Raw genomic sequence first — 18,009 nt, forward strand, 5'->3', positions numbered from 1 at the left:
GTTCGTGCCCTTCCTGGCCTTCGACGTCGAGATCCGCAAGATCATCTGCACCACCAACGCGATCGAGAGCGTGAACGCCCGGATCCGACGCGCGGTCAAGGCCCGCGGGCACTTCCCCAACGAGGCCGCCGCGCTCAAATGCGTCTACATGGCGATCATGAGCCTCGACCCCACCGGAGCCGGGCAACGGCGGTGGTCGATCCGCTGGAAGCCAGCTCTGAACGCCTTCGACATGGCCTTCGACGGGCGCCTGTCCGCCGGTCGCCGTTAGCTCAACCAGCTTCAGTTACACCGGAAAGTTGACAGTCCCGCTAGAGCTCACAGACCCCGCGGAGACAAGATCCACTACAACGGGCGGTATCCGACGTTCGCAGTTGCTCCTTGTCCGCTGGACGGATTCGTGCTCGCCCCTCCGCATGCAGCGGTCCTTCGTCGGCATCTTCCGTTGATCAGCGATGGGCGTTCCGGCCGGCTGGTGGGGCGCCCGGGGCACCGGGCCGGGTCGGGGGCGGGCCAACTCAGGACGTGAGGTGCTCCAGGAACCAGTCCCGTGCAGGGATCATGGAGGCGTCGAAGCCCTTGACATAGGCGTCGAAGTGCCCGCCGGGCAGCATCACGAGCTTCTTGGGCTCGCGGGCCTTCTCATAGGTCGCCAGGGCCAACTCGGTCGGCGTCAGGACGTCATTCGCGGCGACGAGCATCAGCAGCGGCTTCGGACTGATCCGCTCGACGACACTGTCCGGGCTGTACTCCGACAACATCTCGACCGAGCGCAGGGTGATCTCGTTGCGCCAGGCCGGAGCCCGCTCCTCGTGGGTCTCGGTGAACCACGTGTAGGAGTCCGGGGTCGGCATCGCGGCCGGTCCGAGGGGATCCTCGGATACAGCGGGAACCATGCCCGGCGCCTCGCCGCGGAAGCGGGCCTCACGGTCGGCGTCGAACATGTCGCGGAAGCCACCGATGAAGTCCGAGCGGACCAGCGAGCGGATGTTCTCGTAACCGTTCACCAGCGGGACCTGCGACACGACGGCCTTCACGCGGCTGTCGAACGCGCCGAGCGTGAGCACGTGGCCGCCGGAGTAGCTGCTGCCCCACACGCCGACCTGGTTCCGGTCGACCTCGGGAAGGGTGAGCGCGTAGGTGATCGCGTGGCGGTAGTCGCGGACCTGGGCAACGGGGTCGATCTCCTGGCGGGGCTCGCCGTCGCTGGCTCCGAAATTGCGGTTGTCGAACACCAGGGCGTTGAGGCCGGCTTCGGAAAACGCGGCGGCGTACTTGTCGAGGAACATCTCCTTGACCGCGGAGAGACCGTGCGCCATGACGATCACCGGAGCGGTACTGCTCGCGCCCTCGGCCGGGTAGAACCAGCCCCGCAGCGTGGTGCCTTCGGCGTCGAACTCGATATCGCGTCGAGCCATCCTGAACCCTCCGTCGGGTCGTCACGGTCGCCCCGGAGGGAGTCTCGACTCAGCTCCGGGCCGCTGTGACCCCAGTCTCCCGACTCCGGGACGGAGTCTCATGAACTCCAGCGCCAGGCCCTTGCACGGACGCGCCATCCTGGTTCCCGGCCCGTGCCACGAGTCGGTACTCGCTCGGGGAGGAGCCGTAGTGGGCCTTGAACGCCCGGCTGAAGTGGCTGGCATCGGAGAATCCCCACCGGTGAGCGATGGAGGACAGGGGCAGGTCGGCCTCGGTGAGTTCCTCGCGGGCCCGGGCCAGGCGTCGGACCCGGATCACCTCGCCGGCGGTCTGGCCGGTGGCGTTGAAGATCCGGTTCACGGTCCGGACCGAGACGCCGTGCGCGCTGGCGACGGCCGCAGGGGTGACGGTGGCGTCGAGCAGGTGGCGCTCGATGTAGCGGTCCATCGCGTCTCGTAGGGCCGGCTGGGCCATGCTCGTCGTCGGCATGTCGCTCCCCGACCGCAGCGCCCCGATGAACAGCTCCAGGGTCGCGTTGCGGGCCGCACTCACCGACTGCGAGCCCAGATCCGGAAGGGCGACGCTGAGGGTGTCGAGGTAGGACGTCAGCAGGCGGGTGGCCGGCTTCGTCCCGTCGAGCATGGCCCCGCCGGCGACCCACGCCCGCCCACCGACCTCGTCGAGCGCAGCCCGGGGGATCAGCAGACTCCGCTTGGACAAGGGCTCCGCTACCGCGAAGCGGGCAGGCTTGGTGCTGTCCCAGACCACGGCGTCACCAGGCTCGAGCGCGGCCTCGGCGTCGCCTTGCGCGACGGCCTCCCGCCCGGCCAGGGTGATCAGCACGATCACGAACTCGCCATCGGTCCCGGCGAGCTCCCGACGTGTTCGCGTCCCCGAGCACGGGCCGCACGTACAGTCGACCAGGGCCAGGTCGTCGATCCACCACCGCCGGACGGCCGCCTCGAACGTCACGGAGCTGCGCTCGTGCCGCGGCATCGCAATCGACCAGGGCAGATGAGTCGTCGAGAGCATGTCCTGCCACTGCTCCGCCACACCGTCCTGCTCGTCGTCCGTTCGCCAGAACTCCCCGTCTCGCGCCACGCCCTGGTCCCCTCGTCCGACAGCGCCTGTCCGACCACGTCAAGCGGCCCACGGTAGAGAGCACGAAGCGCTCCCCACCAGGGCCTACCGAGCTGACGCCGCCATGTAGACGAACGACGCACGAACGGAACGCCCGCGCGTCCTGGCTCGTCGCCGCCCCGGCGTACCACTCCCGGACGAGGCCGCCGGTCAGCTGACCTGCCCGCAGAGAAAGCGTTCCATCAGCTGCCGCGCGTCGAGGCCGAAAAGATTCAGCCGGCGGGTGTGACGCAGCAGGAGCAGACCGGAGGCGTGGGCGAACGCTTCCGCGGTGAGCCGATTCGCCTCCTCGGTACCGGCGAGTTCCTCGGCAGCGCTGCGGCTCGGCTCCAGGGTGGCCAGCAACGCGGTGTTGAGTTCCTGGTCGGCTTCGTCGTCGCCCAGTCCGCGAGGGGCCATCCCCCCGGCGAACAGGTAGAACCCCATGTCGAGGTCGCGGGGGTTGGCGTCGTAGAAGTCGAAGAACGCCAGGCCCGCGGCGATATAGCGCTGAGCCGCTCCGTCGATGCCGGCCACCGCGGTCTCGGTGTCGATGCGCAACCGTTGCAGGGACTCACGCAGGGCTGCGGCGTAGAGGTGTTCCTTGCTCGGGAAGTAGCCGTAGATCGCCCCGGTGGCGTAGCCGGCCTCCTTGGCGATCGCCCGGATGCTCGCGTCGCGCAGCCCGTCACGGGCGAACACGCGGAGTGCCGCCTCGAGGATCAGTGCCCGCTTGGTCTCGGCCACAGCCTCGGCGCGTGCAGCGCGTGCGCCTCCCGGCATCAGTTCCACCCTTTCCTGCCGATGGCGACGACGCTACAGTCCGAACAGCGTTCATCCAAACGAACGGCGTTCGTATCCGGGAGGGATCCACCATGGCCGTCGCCGACATCGCTCCGAGCGAGCGGGTCCGCGCCTATACCGAGCGCTTCCGCACGTTCCTCGACACCGAGGTCGCCGAGCTGGAGACGGAACTGGCCCGGCAGAGCGCCGGCACGGCGAGTGGCCCGAAGTTCGACGAGCAGGGCCGCATGCATCCCGCGGTGTGGCAGGCACGTCGTGAGGTCCAGCGGCGCTCGGCCGCTCTGGGGCTCTACGCTCCGCACTCCGGCACCGCGGCCGGGGGTGGCGGGTTCGACCGGGTCGAGATGCACCACGTCGAGGAGTTCGTCTACCGGCACTCCGGCCTGGGACTGGGCCTGGCGGCGTTGGCCTGGACGGAGGGCCCGAACCCGGCGATCGAACACTGCTCGCCGGCCATGCGTGAGCAGTACCTGGCGCCGCTGATGGCCGGGAAGATCACCGCGGCGTTCTGCAACACCGAGATCGGAGCCGGCTCGGACGTGCTGCGGATGGCCACCCACGCGACCCGCGACGGTGACGACTGGGTCATCAACGGCTCGAAGGGCTGGATCACCAACTCGCATTTCGCCGATGTCCTGCAGGTCGTGGCGGTCACCGACCCGGGCGCCGGCACGCGGTCGCTGTCGATGTTCCTGATCGACGCCGACGCACCCGGGGTGAGCCGGGGGGCCGATCTGCCCACCACGATGGCCGACGGGCTGACCGGCACGCTGGAGTTCCGCGATGTGCGGGTGCCGGCCGAGAACGTCGTCGGCGAGGTCGGTGACGGTTTCGGTCTGGCCATGTCGTGGATCAACTGGCGCCGGCTGTGCCGCGGTGGCATGTGCGCCGGCTGGGGGGCGTGGCTGCTCGAGCGTGCCGTCGACTACGCCCGGCAGCGTGAGGTCGGCGGCAAGCCGATCGCCGCTCAACAGGCCGTGCAGCACATGCTCGCCGACATGGACGCCGACATCTACCAGGCCCGTTCGACCTCACTGGTCGCCCAGGCCGAGCTCGACGTCCTCGGCCCCTACGGCACACCGCTGCACCGTGATGCGCCCCGGCTGATCAGCCTGGTGAAGGTCATCAACGACGAGGCGTTCTTCCGGGTCGCCGACACCGCCATCCAGGTCCGAGGGGCGGTGGGTCTGGTGCAGGACTCGCCCGAGGAGAAGCTGTTCCGGGTGGCGCGCAACCTGCGGATCCCGGCCGGGACCTCGGAGATCCAGCGCAACGCCATCGCCCGCGGTCTGCTCAAGGCCACGGCGGCGTGATGACCGCACCGGTTTCGCTCACACAGTTCTCGCCGGGCGGAGGTTGCGCGTGCAAGCTGCCCCAGCAGCTGCTCGACGAGGTACTGGGGCCGCTGCGTACCAGCGCAGCGCCCGGCGGGACCGACGCTCGCCTCCGGGTCGGGCTCGACCCCGCCGACGACGCCGCGGTCTACGACCTGCCCGGGTGGCACGGCCGATCGCTGGTCATGACGTGCGACTTCCTGACCCCGGTCGTGGACGACCCCTATGAATGGGGCCGGATCGCGGCGACCAACGCCCTGTCCGACGTCTACGCCATGGGTGGGCGTCCGCTGCTGGCGCTGAACCTGCTCGGCTGGCCATCGGACCTCGACACCGAGCTGGTCGCCGAGGTTCTGCGCGGCGGGGCGGAAGCGGTCACCAGGGCGGGTGCGCTGCTCGCGGGCGGGCACAGCATCGTCGACCCCGCACCGAAGTACGGGCTCGCCGTCGTCGGCGAGGTCGCCCACGAGGCGATCCTGCGTAAGGGCGGCGGCCGGCCGGGTGACCGCCTGGTGCTGACCAAGCCCCTCGGCGTCGGCGTGATCGCCACCGCGGTCAAGCGGGGACGCGCCGCTGATTCCGAGGCGACAGGCGCCGTCGGGTCGATGACCCGGCTCAACGCCGCCGCCGCGCGTGCGGCGGTGGCCTGCGGACTGGTCGGCGGCACCGACATCACCGGATACGGCCTGATCGGGCACCTGCACGAGATGGCACTGGCCGGCGGCCTCGAGGCCAGGATCTGGGCGGGCGAGGTGCCGCTACTGCCCGGGGTCGCCCGGCTCGTCGCGAACGGGTGCGCACCCGACGGCAGCCGACGGACCCTGCAGGGTGCCCTGGACGCGGGCTGGTTCGTGCCGGGCAACGCGGACCCGGTCTGCCGGCTGCTGCTCGCCGACGCACAAACCTCCGGTGGTCTGTTGCTCGCCGCCCCTCCGACCGGGGTGGACGAGCTGCTGGCGACGCTGCACCGCGGCGGCGACACTGCGGCGACGGTCGTGGGCGAGCTGGTCGAGGGCATCCCCGGGCGTGTCCGCGTCGCGGCGAGCCAGGACGGGCGGGGGCGCGGATGAGGCACCTGGCATGCGTGACCGGCCGCTTCCAACCGGTGCACGAACAGCACCTGGAACTGTTCGAACTGGCCCTGCGCGAGGCCGAGCACCTCGTGGTCGCGGTCACCAACCCCGACACCCGGGCCCGGCACGAGGAGACGACCTCCGAGCACCGCCACCTCGCCGAGGCCAATCCGTTCACCTACTACGAGCGCCTGCGACTGCTGGAGGCCGCGCTGGCGGAACGCGGCCTGTCGAACCGCACCGCGATCGTGCCCTTCGACCTGACCCGACCCGAGACTTGGCACGAGTACGTCCCGGGCCACGCACTGCAGTGGGTGCGTGCCTACAGCGCGTGGGAACGGCAGAAGGCCGGCCGGCTCGCCGACGCCGGATACGAGGTCACGGTCCTCGACGGCGACCCGGCGACCCGGCTGTCGGCTTCCGACATCCGCGCACATCTCGACGCCGACCGTGCGGTATGGGCACGCCTGGTCCCACCCGCCGTCGCGCCGGTGCTGTCCGAGCTGCTCGCCGACCGGAACCGGACCGACGCCGAGGAGGCGCCATGAAGCCCGCGGGCTACGGCGAGACCCAACCCCGACTCGACGACGACCGGCAACCGGTCGTGCTGGTCATTCTCGACGGACTGGGCGACCGCCCGATCCCCCAGCTCGGCGGCCGCACCCCGGCCGAAGCCGCCCACACCCCGCACCTCGACGCCCTGGTCCGTCGCGGCGCGAGCGGCTGGCACCTGCCGTTCGGCTGGGGCCGGGCGCCGGCCTCCGAGCTCGCCCACTGGGCCATGTTCGGCTACGCCGACGTGCCCTTCCCCGGCCGCGCCGTCCTCGAAGCCCTCGGCGGTGGCCTCGACGTCGACCCCGACAGCGCCGTCACCCACGCCAGCCTGCGCACCTCGCGCGTCGACGGGAACACGCTCACCCTCACCGGCAGGGCCCGACCGGACGACCTCGACGACGTCACCGACCTGCTCACCGGGCTCGCCCCGGTCCTCCGTGAGCACGGCATGATCCTGCACCAGCTCGGAGGCCGAGGGGAGGCCCTCCTGTGCTCCCCGGCCCACCACAGCGGCGCCGTCACCGACTCCGACCCGCTGTTCGAGACCTTCCATCCCTGGATGCGCCCGGTCCCGACCGCGCCGGAAGCGGCGGCGTTCGCCGATGCCCTGACCGCCGCGCTGCTCGCGGCTCGCACTTGGCTGCGCACCAGCGACATCAACACACGCCGTGTCGCCCGCGGTCTGCCCGCGCTCGACGTCCTCACCACCAAGTGGTCCGGCCGGCGCGGAACCATCCCGTCCTTCCTCGACCAGGTCGGCGTCACCGGAGCCGCGGTCACCAGCACCCGCCTCTACCAGGGCATCGCCACCGCACTGGACATGACCTCGATCCACCTCGCCCCGGTCGACGACCTCGAGACCGACATGGCTGCCCGGCTCGACGCTGCCGAGCGACTCATCGACGACGGGGCCCGGTTCGTGCACGTCCACACGAAGGCCACCGACGACGCCGGCCACACCAAACAGCCCTTCGCCAAACGCGACGTCCTGCACGCCATCGACCGCGGCCTGGCCGGACTCGGCGAGATCGCCGAGCGCGCCGTGGTCGCGGTGACCGGTGACCACGCGACCCCCTCCACCCACGGCGTCATGCACGCCGGAGAACCGACCCCCCTGCTGGTGGCCGGACCCACCGTCCGGCCCGACGACGTGACGGAATGGGGCGAGCTACCGGCCAGATCGGGATGGTGGGGCCGTGTGCACGCCGCCGAACTCCTCCCGCTGCTGTTCGGACAGGCCAACCGCCCGGTCTTCATGGGCCACCGCATCACGGCCGGACCGGTCCCGGCGCTGGCCGACTCGCCCGAGGCGATGCCGATCCACGACCCGCCATGATCCCGCGCGAGAAGATGCGACGCCGCTCAGCGAGGCCCGACGGCGTCGCAACCCGACGAACCGACGGCTGACGATCAGCGCCGCGCCCCACGCCGGCCGGCGTCGTTGTGAGCGTGAGCCTACGAGCGCCCCATCTCCGCGCGCCGACCATCCGAGTCGGGTGACCTTGCACCGGATGTGCACCCATGAGTGTCCTCGCCGGAGAAACCGCAGGTCAGCGACCCGGATCCATGTAGAGACTGCGTTTGGAGATGTACTGGACCACCCCGTCGGGCACGAGGTACCAGACCGGGCGACCCGCGGCGACGCGCGCGCGGCAGTCGCTCGACGAGATCGCCATCGCCGGCACCTCGACGGTCGAGGTGGACCCCTCGGGTAGGTGCCCGTCGGCCAGCTCGTAGCCGGGCCGGGTCACGCCGACGAAGTGCGCGTAGCGGAACAGCTCGTCGATCTTGCGCCAGGACAGGATCTGCTGGAGGGCGTCGGCGCCGGTGATGAAGAAGAGCTCGGCGTCGGGGATCGACGCGTGCAGGTCGGCGAGGGTGTCGGCGGTGTAGGTGAGTCCGCCGCGGTCGATGTCGACCCGGCTCACCGAGAAGCGGGGGTTCGAGGCGGTGGCGACGACCGTCATCAGGTAGCGGTCCTCGGCCGGGGAGACCTCGCGCTCGGACTTCTGCCACGGCTGCCCGGTCGGCACGAAGATCACTTCGTCCAGGCTGAAGCGGTCCGCCACCTCGCTGGCGGCGACGAGGTGACCGTGGTGGATGGGGTCGAACGTCCCGCCCATCACGCCGATCTTGCGGTGCATCGCCGCAGACTATGCGGATCGTCCGTCCGGGGGCACCCCCGGTGCGCCGGGGTAGAGGTGGCGGAACTGCACACTGATCCGTGGCCCGGCCGCGGTGACCTTCGGGACGCTGTGCTGCCACGTCCGCTGACACGTCCCGCCCATCACGAGCAGGTCCCCCGACGCCAGCGGGAACGACACCGACGCCCCGCCACCAGTGGGACGCAGCCGCAGCGGCCGGGTCGCCCCCAGCGCGACCAGCGCGACGACGGCCTCGGGCCGCTCCCGTGCGACTCGGTCGCCGTGCCAGGCGACCCCGTCCGCGCCGTCGCGGTAGAGGTTCGCGCCGATCTGGCTGAAGCCGACGTCATAGCGCCGGCCCAGCTCGGCCGCCATGCCCGCCAGGCGCTGTGGTGGCGCGTCCCCCTCGGCGAGCTGCCAGCGGTGGGTCAGTCGCGGCTCGTCGACGATCCGGTCGTACATCCGCCGGCGGTGGCCGCGGAACGGGACCGTGGCCACCAGGAGATCGAACAACGCGTCCGGGTCCGGGACCCACCCGGGCACGACGTCGACCCAGGCACCGCGTGCCAGCTCGTGCCGGAACGCCGAGGTGAGCTCACGACCGCCGCCCTCCACGGCGGCGAACAGCGATCCCTGCCAGCAGGCGTCCACGCAGCGGAGCGTACCCGAGATCGAACGAAAGTTCGAGTCGAGGAGTGCGGGTCCAGCCCGTCCTGGGCCCGACACGACCCGCGGGTAACGTCGACGCCATGCGTGCTCCGGACACCGGTGACCGGGCTCCCCATCCCTCCGGTCCTCGCTCCCCCGCCGACCATCCGGACCTCCCGGCGTTCTCGGCCGGCGGCGGCCCGGCCGGGACCGGTGGCGACGGCGCGGGCACGGCGGCCGACGCTCCGGGCGTCACCCACGTGACCCCGGCCGGACCGTGGCCGACCGTGCGACCGCCGTCCACCCGCGCGACGATCGTCGGCCGGGCGGCCGCCGTCGTCGCCGTCGTCTGGTACGGCGCGGTCTTCTCGGTCTCCACCGACGTCCTGTCCCGGTCGGACTACCTGCTGGCCGGGGTCGTCGTCGGCGGGATCCTGAGCCTGGTGGGCGTGCTGCTGCTGTGGCTGTTCGCCTCGCGCTCGCCGTCGCGGGTGGCACCGGAACGCGGACCGGACATGGGGCTGCCCCGCGACCGGGCCGCGGCGCGCAAGGTGCTGCGTTCCGGCGGGACGCCGGACGGGGAGCAGCGCCGGCTCGTCGCGATCGAGGTCCAGGCCGATGCGAAGCTGCCGCTGGTCACCGGGGCCACGTTCGCGCTGCTCGGCCCGCTGGTCGTCGCCGTGAACCACTACAGCGGCACGTTCGGACCGCTCGGCCCCGTCACGTCCGGACTGATCCTGCTCCTGCTCGCCGGTCTGGGCTGGCGGACCTGGTCGGCCTGGTCGCTGCACCGCGCCGCCGACCGCAAGCACACCGTCCCCCGTTACGCCGGGTCCGGCGCGCCCTGGCGCCCCTGGCCCTGATCCGGCCGGCTCAGGCGAGCGCGGCGGCGACGAACGCGAGTTCGTCCTCCATGCCGTCGCGTTCCTCGTCGCCGTGCCGGGCGACCGCGTGCCGGTGCCCGATCGCCGCGGCGAGCAGCCGGGCGGCGCCGCGGGTTCGTCCCGGGTCGGCGCCGGCGACCGCGAGGACCTCCGACACGGCCTCCTCCAGCTCACCCGAGCGGCGCTGCAGGGCGTCCCGCACCGCCGGATGGGTGTCGGCCTCGCGCCAGAGCAGGTGCGACAGCACCGCCGACGAGTCCAGCGCCCGGTCCAGCTCGCGCACGAGGGCGCACAGCCCCGCGTGGAGATCACCGGGGACGGCGACGTCGGCCCCGCGGACCGGATGCGGCAACCGGTCGACCAGCGCCTCGAGCAGGTCCGGTTTACGGCGGAAGTAGTAGTGCACCAGCCCCTTGGGCACACCGGCGCGCTCGGCGACCCGGGAGGTCGGCGTCGCGTCGAAGCCGTGCTCGGCGAACAGGCCCTCGGCCGCGTCGAGGATCCGTTCCCGGGTCGGGACGTCCTGCGGCGCCGTGGTGGACGGCGGGGTGGCGGACGGCGGCGCGGTGGAGGACACGGGGAGATCCTCCCCCGCACACGACGGGGCCGCGACCGGTCCGGTCACGGCCCCGCCTGCAGCACCCGGGCGGTCGTCAGTGCGCGACCGCGCCGCGGTGCACCGCGGTCGCCGCGGGCAGCGCCGACGCGGCCACCGCCACCGTCAGCACTCCCGCCACCCAGGACGTCCACGACGCCCCGGTCATGGCGGTGTAGCCCATCACCCACGGCGCCAGGAACAGCAGGACGCCGAGGATCCCGTGCACCCATTCGCTGGCCACCGAACCGGGGGCCGCGAGCGACCAGAGCGAGGTGGCGGCCAGCACCACGCCGAGCACGACCATCGTCCACGCGGCGGCGGCGTTCGTCGTCGTCACGAGGGGCGAGAGAGCCGTGAGCACACCGATCACCAGGGCGGCCCAGTCCTGCCACCGCTGCCACGACCGCTGAGTGGTCTCTGCCATCGCGATTCACCTTCTCCTGTGAAGACCCTGTGGGGTACTTCCCGGTCTACGCCTGATCGGCCGGCCGGTCAAGAGTCCTCTGCACGCCCCTGGCAGGGGCGTCGTCGCAGGTCGGGCGGTCAGCCGGTCCCGGCGGTCACCGGGCCGATGTAGGTGCCGGGGCGGGTGGCGCCGTCCTGGCGCTGTACCGCGGCGCCGGGCCACGGCAGCGTCTTCGACCGCGTCTCGTCCGGCGGGGTGATCGCGATCCCGGTCGGCGTCCAGTCGCCGCCGGGCAGCCAGGTGATGACGGTGTGGGCGGTTCCGCCCGGCTCCAGGTGCACCGGCGAGGCCGCTTCCGACGACCGCGGCAACGAGTACGACGGGCCGTGCGTCGGGTCGTCCGGCCCGCGCAGGTCCACCCCGCCGAAGCCACTCATCGTGCACGGCCGGTCCGCGGTGTTGGTCCAGACGACGGTGGTGTGCCGCTGCCCGGCCTCCCCGGTCGTCGTGCCGGGCGCGGCCTCGAGGTCGCCGTCGGCGCAGCGCTGTACGGCCGGGTCGGAGCCGTCTGCGCCGTCGTCGGGAGCCGGGCTGCCCCCGCCACCGGAGCCATCGGAGCCATCGGAGCCATCAGGGTCGGCGGCGTCATCGGTGTCCGGTGTCGAGGATGCGGAACCGGTGGGGTCGGAGCCCGGTGAGCTCTCGCCGGACGTGGGCTCGGCCGGGACCGGGCCGGCGGCCGACGGCCACGGGTCCTCGCCACCGCAGGCGGAGAGCAGTAGGACGGTCGCGAGCAGGCCGGTCACCAGGGGTGCGCGCAGGGTCGTCATGATCGACACCCTTACAGGTCGCAACGACCCGCGGTGGCGCGGGTAGGCCCGTCCACCCGGCCGGGTGGCGGTCAGACCGGCAGGAGCGCCTCGACGACGTCGGCCAGCTGCGCCGCCGTGCGGCACTCGTGCATCGGCAGCACCTCCCCGTACCTGCGCGCCGCCGAGTCCCCGCTGCCCCACATCCGCTCGGGCTCCGGGTTCAGCCAGTGCGCGTGCCGGGCCCGGTCGCGCATGCGTTGCAGGGCGCCCAGGTTGGGGTCGCGGTAGTTGGTGCGGCCGTCGCCGAGCATCAGCAGCGACGTCTTCGGGGTGAGTGCCTCGCTGTAGTGCTCGAGGAAGTCCCCGAACGCGCCGCCGTAGTCGGAGTGCCCGTCGAACGCGGTCAGCCGCGCCTCCCGCAGGACCCGCTGCATCACGCCGGACAGCTCCGCGCCCGGCTCGAACAGATGAGTGACCTCGTCGGTGCGCTCCACGAAGGCGAACACCCGCACCTTGGAGAACTGCTCGCGCAACGCCTGGACCAGCAGCAACGTGAAGTGGCTGAAGCCCGCGACCGAACCGGAGACATCGCAGAGGACCACCAGCTCCGGACGGCCGGGTCGCCGGGTGCGGTACGCCGGGTCCATCGGCACCCCGCCGGTGGACATCGATCGGCGCAGCGTGCGCCGAAGGTCCAGCTGCCCGCGGTTGGCCCGCTTGCGGCGCACCGACAGCCGGGAGGCCAGCCGACGGGCCAGCGGGTGCACGGTGCGGCGCAGCTCGGCGAGCTGCACGGCGTTGGCGCTGAGGAAGTCGACCCGGTCCGGCTGCTTCGGTGTGGTCGAGCGCGCGACCTGCTCCCGGCCCCGCTGCTCGGCGGTGCGACGGCGAACCTCGTCGCGGATCATGTCGCGGAACCGGGCGATCCGGTCCCGGATCTCGCGGCGGCGGACCTCGGAGACGAAGTCGCTGTCGCCCTGCTGCCGCAGCCCGTCGAGGATCTGGGCCAGCAACGTGTCCGGCGACAGCGCGTTGAGCGCCTGGTAGGCCGACCAGTTGGGCTTCGCCATCTGCCCGCGGACACCCTGCCCCGCGGCGCCGGAGTTGCCGATCGCGTCCACGGCGGCCCGGGACAGCTCGCGCAGGGTCTCCTCGTCGCCGTCGCGCAGCAGCTCGGCGAGGATCTCGCGGAGCGCGTCGACGTCGACCGGGCCCTCGCCGGGGCCGCCCTCCCCGTCGTCGACCCGCGGGACGTCCACCTCGGACGCCCCGGCGCCGAGCGCGGGCGGGAACCAGAGGTCGAACAGGGCGTCGAAGGTGTCCCGCTGGCCGGACCGGCGCAGCAGCGCCGCCGCCAGCCCCTCCCGCAGGTGCTCACGTTCCAGCAGGTCCAGCGCCCCGAGCACCTGGGCCGCGTCCACCGTCTCCCCCGGGCCGACGGCCACGTGGTGGCGGCGCAGCGCGGAGACGAAGTCGACCAGATGGCCGGGCAGGCCGTGCTCGGCGGTGCCGGGAACCTCGGACGGGGCGGTCACGGCTCCATCATGCGCGACCGCACCGACATTCTCATCCCGCCGGGTCGAGGGGCACGAGCTTCGGCTCGAACGGGCGCTCACCGGGCACCAGCCGCAGCGCGCCGTCGAACCCGCCCGGCCCGTTGGCGTACTCCAGCGCCGTGCGCAGGTCGGTGAGGCCGTTCGTGCCGGGCGCGGGCGCCACGTTGAGGGTGGACAGCAGGCCCAGCGCCGAACCGTCGCCGGACAGGTAGCCCGAGCCGGAATCACCCGGCACGCCCGGCAGCACCGTCGTGACGGTGTGGGTCCAGCCGCCGCCCGAGGTGCCGGCCGAGGTGCCGGTCTTCGGCTGCAGGGCGGCGATCCCGTGCCGCAGCGCCGAGTCGCCGTAGCCGAACACGATCTCCCCGGTGGCCGTGCCGTCCGGGTCGACGCCGGTCGGGCCGCCGTAGAACGGCATGGTCGGGTCGGTCTTGGCGACGTCGTCGGGGTGCAGCGCCACCAGCGCGAAGTCGTTGTACCGGCAGGCGTCCGGGTCGGTCTCGCCGTGGTCCTGCATGGTCAGCCACGACGAGTACGCGAGCGTGCCCGGCCGGTCGGCACCCTCGACCTCGACCGGGGTGCCCAGCGGCAGCGACCCGGCCCGGCAGCCGTCCACCTCGGTGGACCCGCCGGTGCCCGCGCAGTGCGCGGCCTGCCCGAGGAACACCTCCGCACCGTCGGTGAACACGAAGTTCGCGGTGCACTGGGCGTCCCCGTCGGTCCGGGTCGTCACCCCGGGGGTGATGGTGGCCTCACCGGGTGCGGCAGGACCCGGCTCCTCCTGGGCGGAGACGGTTCCGGTGGCCGCGGCCGCGAGGACCAGTGCGGCGGCCGTCGCGACGACGGCGCGCAGGGTCCGTCGCCGGGCGGAGCTCGGTGCGGGCGGGTGGTCCGGGACGGCGGTCATCGGCGTCGGCCTCCGGGGGTCGCGCGGGGAGCGTTCATACGGCACAACTCGGAACACCGCCGTCCGGTTACGCCGACCCCGTGAGTGGTTTTCGCGGTCCTGACCGCGAAAACCACTCACGAGCTCAATTCAACCGCAGCTCCGCCGCGGCCTTGTCCGCGTCCGACCGGTGTTTGAGGACGACGCCGAGCGTGGACCGGACGGCCTCGTCGTCGAGGGTGTCCAGGCCCAGTGCCAGCAGGGTGCGCCCCCAGTCGATCGTCTCGGCGACGCTGGGGACCTTGCGCAGCTCCATCGCGCGCAGCACCCGCACCGTGCGGACCAGGGCGTCGGTGAGCTGCTCGGTCAGCTCCGGCACCCGGGTGAGGACGATGCGGCGCTCCAGGTCGGCGTCGGGGAAGTCGAGGTGCAGGAACAGGCAGCGCCGCTTGAGCGCCTCGGAGAGCTCGCGGGTGGAGTTCGAGGTGAGCAGCACGAACGGGCGCCGGGCCGCGGTGACCGTGCCGAGCTCGGGGATGGAGACCTGGTAGTCCGAGAGGACCTCCAGCAGGAGCCCCTCCACCTCGACGTCGGCCTTGTCGATCTCGTCGATCAGCAGCACGGTCGGGTCGGTCCGCCGGATCGCGGTCAGCAGTGGGCGCGGGAGCAGGAACTCCTCGGAGAAGACGTCGTCGCGGGTCGCGTCCCATTCCTCCGCGCCCTGCCCTGCGGTGATCCGCAGCAGCTGCTTGGCGTGGTTCCACTCGTAGAGCGCGCGGGCCTCGTCGATGCCCTCGTAGCACTGCAGCCGCACCAGCCCGGAGTCCGTGGCCGCTGCGACCGCCTTGGCCAGCTCGGTCTTGCCGACGCCGGCCGGCCCCTCCACGAGCAGCGGCTTGCCGAGCCGGTCGGCGAGAAACACGGTGGTCGCGACGGCCGTGGAGGCCAGGTACCCGGCCGCGCCGAGCCGCTCGACGACATCGGCGACGGAGCCGAACGCGGGCTGGTGGGCTGTGCTCACGGCGGTCATCCTGCCCTGCGGGCACCGCCCGACGCCGCCCCACCCGGCCGGTGGGTGAGCCGGATCACCGCCGGGTCAGCGGCCGCGGCGGGCGAACACCCACGCGGCCGCCGTCAGCGACACCACCCCGATGCCCGCGCACCAGGCGAGCGCGACGGCGGCCGTCGCGCCGAGGTCGCCGACCGGGGCCCCGTCCGAGCCGAGCCCGATCAGCAGGCCGCGGACCGTCTCGATCACCGGTGTCACCGGCTGGTGCTCGGCGATGCCGCGCAGCCAGGCCGGCATCGTCTCCGGCGGGACGAACGCGCTGGAGACGTACGGCAGGAACAGCATGACGAAGCCCAGTCCCCCGGCCGCGGCGGGCGTGCGGGCCACGACACCGACCAGGGTCGCCGCGCAGGTGATGGCCACGATGTAGGCGGTGACGACGCCGACCGCCCCGAGCCAGGCGAGCGCACCCGCGTCCGACCGGAAGCCGATCGACGCCGCCACCGCCAGCACGATCGTCGTCGTCACCAGGTTCTTTCCCGTGCTCGCCAGCACGTGCCCGGCGAGCACCGTCGCGTCCGCGACCGGCATCGACCGGAACCGGTCCATGATCCCGGTCGACGCGTCCTGGACCAGCGCGATGGCCGTGTTCGACGCCCCGTACCCGGCGCACAGCAGGATCACCCCCGGCGTGGCGTAGCTCAGGTAGTCCGTGCCGACCTCGATCGCCCCGCCGAAGACGTAGACGAACAGCACCATGATCATCACCGGGAGCAGGAGCGCGACGAGCAGCTCGTCCGGGTCGCGGCGGGCGAGCCGCAGCACCCGGCCGGCCATGGTCACCGTGTCCGGCACGACCCGCAGCCACCGGGCCGGCGCCGCCCCGGACCCCAGCCCCCGCACATCCACCGCTGTGGTCATGCCGCCACCTCCACGGGCTCGCGGTCGTCGGCTCCCCGGGCGGCGTGCCCGGTCAGCGCCAGGAACGCGTCGTCCAGGCTGGGGGCGCGCAGCTGCCACTGCTCGGGGACGGCACCGGCCGCCTCGACCCCGGCCAGCACGTGCCGCACGTGCCCGACCGAGGCGTCGGTGGGCACCCGCAGCACCCGCGCGGCGGGGGTGGGAACGCCGAGCGCGGACGCCACCCGCGTCGCCTCCGCGACCGCGGCGAAGGTCAGTTCCACGCTCGCGTCGCCCACCTCCCGCTTGAGCTGCGCCGGCGTGCCCTCGGCGACCACCCGGCCGCCGTCGATCATGGCGACGCGGTCGGCGAGCCGGTCCGCCTCCTCCAGGTACTGGGTGGTGAGCAGCAGGCTGGTGCCGTCGGCGACGACGCCGCCGATCACGTCCCACATGCCGTGGCGGCTGCGCGGGTCCAGGCCCGTGGTGGGCTCGTCGAGGAACAGCACCCGCGGGTGCCGGAGCAGCCCGGCGGCCAGGTCGAGCCGGCGGCGCATCCCGCCCGAGTAGGTCCGCAGCTGCCGTCCGGCGGCACCGGCGAGGTCGAAGGCCTCGAGCAGCTCGTCGACCCGGGCCCGGACCGCGCGCCGCGGCAGGTGCGCCAGTCGGGCCATCATCGCCAGGTTCTCCCGGCCGGTCAGCTTCTCGTCGACCGCGGCGTACTGCCCGGTCAGCCCGATGACCTCGCGGACCCGCCGGGCCGCGGTGACGACGTCGTGTCCCGCCACGACGGCGGTGCCGGCGTCCGGCCGGGTCAGCGTGCTGAGCACGCGCACCGTGGTGGTCTTGCCCGCCCCGTTCGGCCCGAGCAACGCCAGCACCTCCCCGTGACCGAGCCGCAGGTCGACACCGTCCAGCACCCGCACGGGTCGGCGGGTGCCGCCGTAGCTCTTGTACAGGCCCTCGGCCCGTACCACCGGATCGTCCATCACGGCCCTCCTTCTGTGTATGCCACAAACTGTTTATAGCATTAACTGACTGCGGCGGACACCGTGCGATCCCGGCGGAGCGGGCGGGGAGGATGAGCGGCGTGGACGAGCAGGAGGTCCCGCCGGCCCTGCGCCGGCTCTGGGGACGGCCCGAGCGGCCCCGCCGTGGGCCGAAGGCGTCGCTGAGCGCGGAGCGGATCGTGACGGCGGCCGCGGAGCTCGCCGACGCCGAGGGACTGGCCGCGGTGTCGATGGCCCGGGTCGCGGACTCGCTCGGCTACACCGCGATGGCGCTCTACCGGCACGTGGAGAGCAAGGACGAGCTGCTGGCCCTGCTGGCCGACCGGCTCGCCGCGGACCTGGTGATGCCCGGGCACGCCGGTGACTGGCGCTCCGGGCTGGCGGCATGGACGCGCGCCCAGATCGACGCGGTGCTCGCCCGGCCGTGGTTCCTGGACCTGCCGCTGGCCGTGCTGCAGCCCGGTCCGCACCGGATGCGCTGGCTCGAGGAGGCGTTCGTGGTGCTGCGCGAGGTGCGGCTGACCGGCGAGGAGAAGCTGGCGGTGGTCGGCCTGCTCGCCCAGCACGTGCTGGCGGAGGCACGGGTGCAGGTCGAGACCGTCCGGGCTGCCGAGAGCGACACGGCGCACCCGGTGCACGACTTCGAGACGGTGCTGCGCCACCTGGCCGCACCCGGGGACTTCCCCGAGCTCGCCGCGGCGCTGACCGGCGCCGGGGACGGTCCCCGGACGCCCGCCGGCACCGACGCCGAGATCGACTTCGGGCTCGGGATCGTGCTCGACGGCGTGGAGGTGTTCGTGCGCAGCCGCACGGCCTGACGAGGACTGCGCAGCGGACGCCGCCGCACCGGCG

General features: G+C 72.9%; 20 protein-coding genes. 7 read left to right on the plus strand and 13 right to left on the minus strand.

Going from position 1 to position 18,009, the window contains the following annotated elements; translation table 11 throughout:
- A partial coding sequence (locus tag BM093_RS23740) for a transposase (RefSeq protein WP_177238661.1) occupies positions 1-271 on the plus strand: 271 nt, incomplete at its 5' end.
- 247 nt (positions 272-518) lie between these two features.
- Here the strand turns inward: BM093_RS23740 and BM093_RS23745 are convergent.
- From BM093_RS23745 to BM093_RS23755, 3 genes are all read right to left on the minus strand, one after another.
- On the minus strand, positions 519-1,418 hold the full coding sequence (locus BM093_RS23745) for an alpha/beta hydrolase (RefSeq protein ID WP_093349633.1): 900 nt from the start codon (positions 1,416-1,418) through the stop codon (positions 519-521).
- 49 nt (positions 1,419-1,467) lie between these two features.
- Positions 1,468-2,520: a helix-turn-helix domain-containing protein gene (locus BM093_RS23750; RefSeq protein WP_093349637.1), complete on the minus strand. Its 1,053-nt coding sequence runs from the start codon at positions 2,518-2,520 to the stop codon at positions 1,468-1,470.
- 189 nt (positions 2,521-2,709) lie between these two features.
- The gene (locus BM093_RS23755) at positions 2,710-3,321 is read right to left on the minus strand and encodes a TetR/AcrR family transcriptional regulator (protein ID WP_093349926.1); all 612 of its coding nucleotides are present in this window, start codon (positions 3,319-3,321) and stop codon (positions 2,710-2,712) included.
- 92 nt (positions 3,322-3,413) lie between these two features.
- On the opposite strand from BM093_RS23755, the gene BM093_RS23760 reads away from it, so the two are divergent.
- The 4 genes from BM093_RS23760 to BM093_RS23775 are packed head-to-tail and all read left to right on the plus strand — an operon-like array spanning position 3,414 to position 7,640.
- Entirely contained in the window at positions 3,414-4,655 is a 1,242-nt protein-coding gene (locus tag BM093_RS23760; protein ID WP_093349642.1) for an acyl-CoA dehydrogenase family protein, read from the plus strand.
- Entirely contained in the window at positions 4,655-5,746 is a 1,092-nt protein-coding gene (gene selD, locus BM093_RS23765) for a selenide, water dikinase SelD (protein ID WP_093349645.1), read from the plus strand. Before BM093_RS23760 ends, selD begins: the two co-directional genes overlap by 1 nt.
- A gap of 14 nt (positions 5,747-5,760) precedes the next feature.
- On the plus strand, positions 5,761-6,297 hold the full coding sequence (locus tag BM093_RS23770; RefSeq protein WP_245773752.1) for an adenylyltransferase/cytidyltransferase family protein: 537 nt from the start codon (positions 5,761-5,763) through the stop codon (positions 6,295-6,297).
- A complete protein-coding gene (locus BM093_RS23775) occupies positions 6,294-7,640 on the plus strand; it encodes an alkaline phosphatase family protein (RefSeq protein WP_093349655.1) in 1,347 nt (448 codons plus the stop codon). The genes BM093_RS23770 and BM093_RS23775 overlap by 4 nt, the downstream gene beginning before the upstream one ends.
- Positions 7,641-7,854: 214 nt before the next feature.
- On the opposite strand, the gene nadD is transcribed toward BM093_RS23775, so the two are convergent.
- The gene (gene nadD, locus BM093_RS23780) at positions 7,855-8,448 is read right to left on the minus strand and encodes a nicotinate-nucleotide adenylyltransferase (protein ID WP_093349658.1); all 594 of its coding nucleotides are present in this window, start codon (positions 8,446-8,448) and stop codon (positions 7,855-7,857) included.
- 9 nt (positions 8,449-8,457) lie between these two features.
- Positions 8,458-9,099 carry an alpha-ketoglutarate-dependent dioxygenase AlkB gene (locus BM093_RS23785; protein ID WP_093349661.1) on the minus strand — a complete coding sequence of 214 codons (642 nt, stop codon included), beginning with the start codon at positions 9,097-9,099 and terminating at the stop codon, positions 8,458-8,460.
- A 98-nt stretch (positions 9,100-9,197) separates the two neighbouring features.
- Here BM093_RS23785 and BM093_RS23790 point away from each other — a divergent pair, with 98 nt between their 5' ends.
- Positions 9,198-9,959, plus strand: coding sequence for a hypothetical protein (locus BM093_RS23790; RefSeq protein WP_093349665.1), 762 nt, complete (start codon positions 9,198-9,200; stop codon positions 9,957-9,959).
- 10 nt (positions 9,960-9,969) lie between these two features.
- On the opposite strand, the gene BM093_RS23795 is transcribed toward BM093_RS23790, so the two are convergent.
- From BM093_RS23795 to BM093_RS23830, 8 genes are all read right to left on the minus strand, one after another.
- On the minus strand, positions 9,970-10,557 hold the full coding sequence (locus BM093_RS23795; RefSeq protein ID WP_093349929.1) for a TetR/AcrR family transcriptional regulator: 588 nt from the start codon (positions 10,555-10,557) through the stop codon (positions 9,970-9,972).
- A gap of 76 nt (positions 10,558-10,633) precedes the next feature.
- A complete protein-coding gene (locus BM093_RS23800) occupies positions 10,634-11,002 on the minus strand; it encodes an SPW repeat domain-containing protein (RefSeq protein WP_093349670.1) in 369 nt (122 codons plus the stop codon).
- 119 nt (positions 11,003-11,121) lie between these two features.
- Positions 11,122-11,814 carry a DUF4232 domain-containing protein gene (locus BM093_RS23805; RefSeq protein WP_245773753.1) on the minus strand — a complete coding sequence of 231 codons (693 nt, stop codon included), beginning with the start codon at positions 11,812-11,814 and terminating at the stop codon, positions 11,122-11,124.
- A gap of 71 nt (positions 11,815-11,885) precedes the next feature.
- Positions 11,886-13,331, minus strand: a complete 1,446-nt coding sequence (locus BM093_RS23810) for a vWA domain-containing protein (protein WP_093349675.1) — start codon at positions 13,329-13,331, stop codon at positions 11,886-11,888.
- A gap of 31 nt (positions 13,332-13,362) precedes the next feature.
- Positions 13,363-14,259, minus strand: coding sequence for a serine protease (locus tag BM093_RS23815; RefSeq protein ID WP_093349678.1), 897 nt, complete (start codon positions 14,257-14,259; stop codon positions 13,363-13,365).
- A 124-nt stretch (positions 14,260-14,383) separates the two neighbouring features.
- Positions 14,384-15,259 carry an AAA family ATPase gene (locus tag BM093_RS23820; RefSeq protein WP_245773754.1) on the minus strand — a complete coding sequence of 292 codons (876 nt, stop codon included), beginning with the start codon at positions 15,257-15,259 and terminating at the stop codon, positions 14,384-14,386.
- Between the two features lie 75 nt (positions 15,260-15,334).
- On the minus strand, positions 15,335-16,168 hold the full coding sequence (locus tag BM093_RS23825; protein ID WP_177238662.1) for an ABC transporter permease: 834 nt from the start codon (positions 16,166-16,168) through the stop codon (positions 15,335-15,337).
- Positions 16,165-17,136 carry an ATP-binding cassette domain-containing protein gene (locus BM093_RS23830; RefSeq protein ID WP_093349688.1) on the minus strand — a complete coding sequence of 324 codons (972 nt, stop codon included), beginning with the start codon at positions 17,134-17,136 and terminating at the stop codon, positions 16,165-16,167. Before BM093_RS23830 ends, BM093_RS23825 begins: the two co-directional genes overlap by 4 nt.
- 101 nt (positions 17,137-17,237) lie before the next feature.
- On the opposite strand from BM093_RS23830, the gene BM093_RS23835 reads away from it, so the two are divergent.
- On the plus strand, positions 17,238-17,975 hold the full coding sequence (locus BM093_RS23835) for a TetR/AcrR family transcriptional regulator (RefSeq protein ID WP_218162909.1): 738 nt from the start codon (positions 17,238-17,240) through the stop codon (positions 17,973-17,975).
- Positions 17,976-18,009: the final 34 nt, after the last annotated feature.

The sequence above is a fragment of the Pseudonocardia ammonioxydans genome, assembly GCF_900115005.1.
Classification (GTDB): domain Bacteria; phylum Actinomycetota; class Actinomycetes; order Mycobacteriales; family Pseudonocardiaceae; genus Pseudonocardia; species Pseudonocardia ammonioxydans.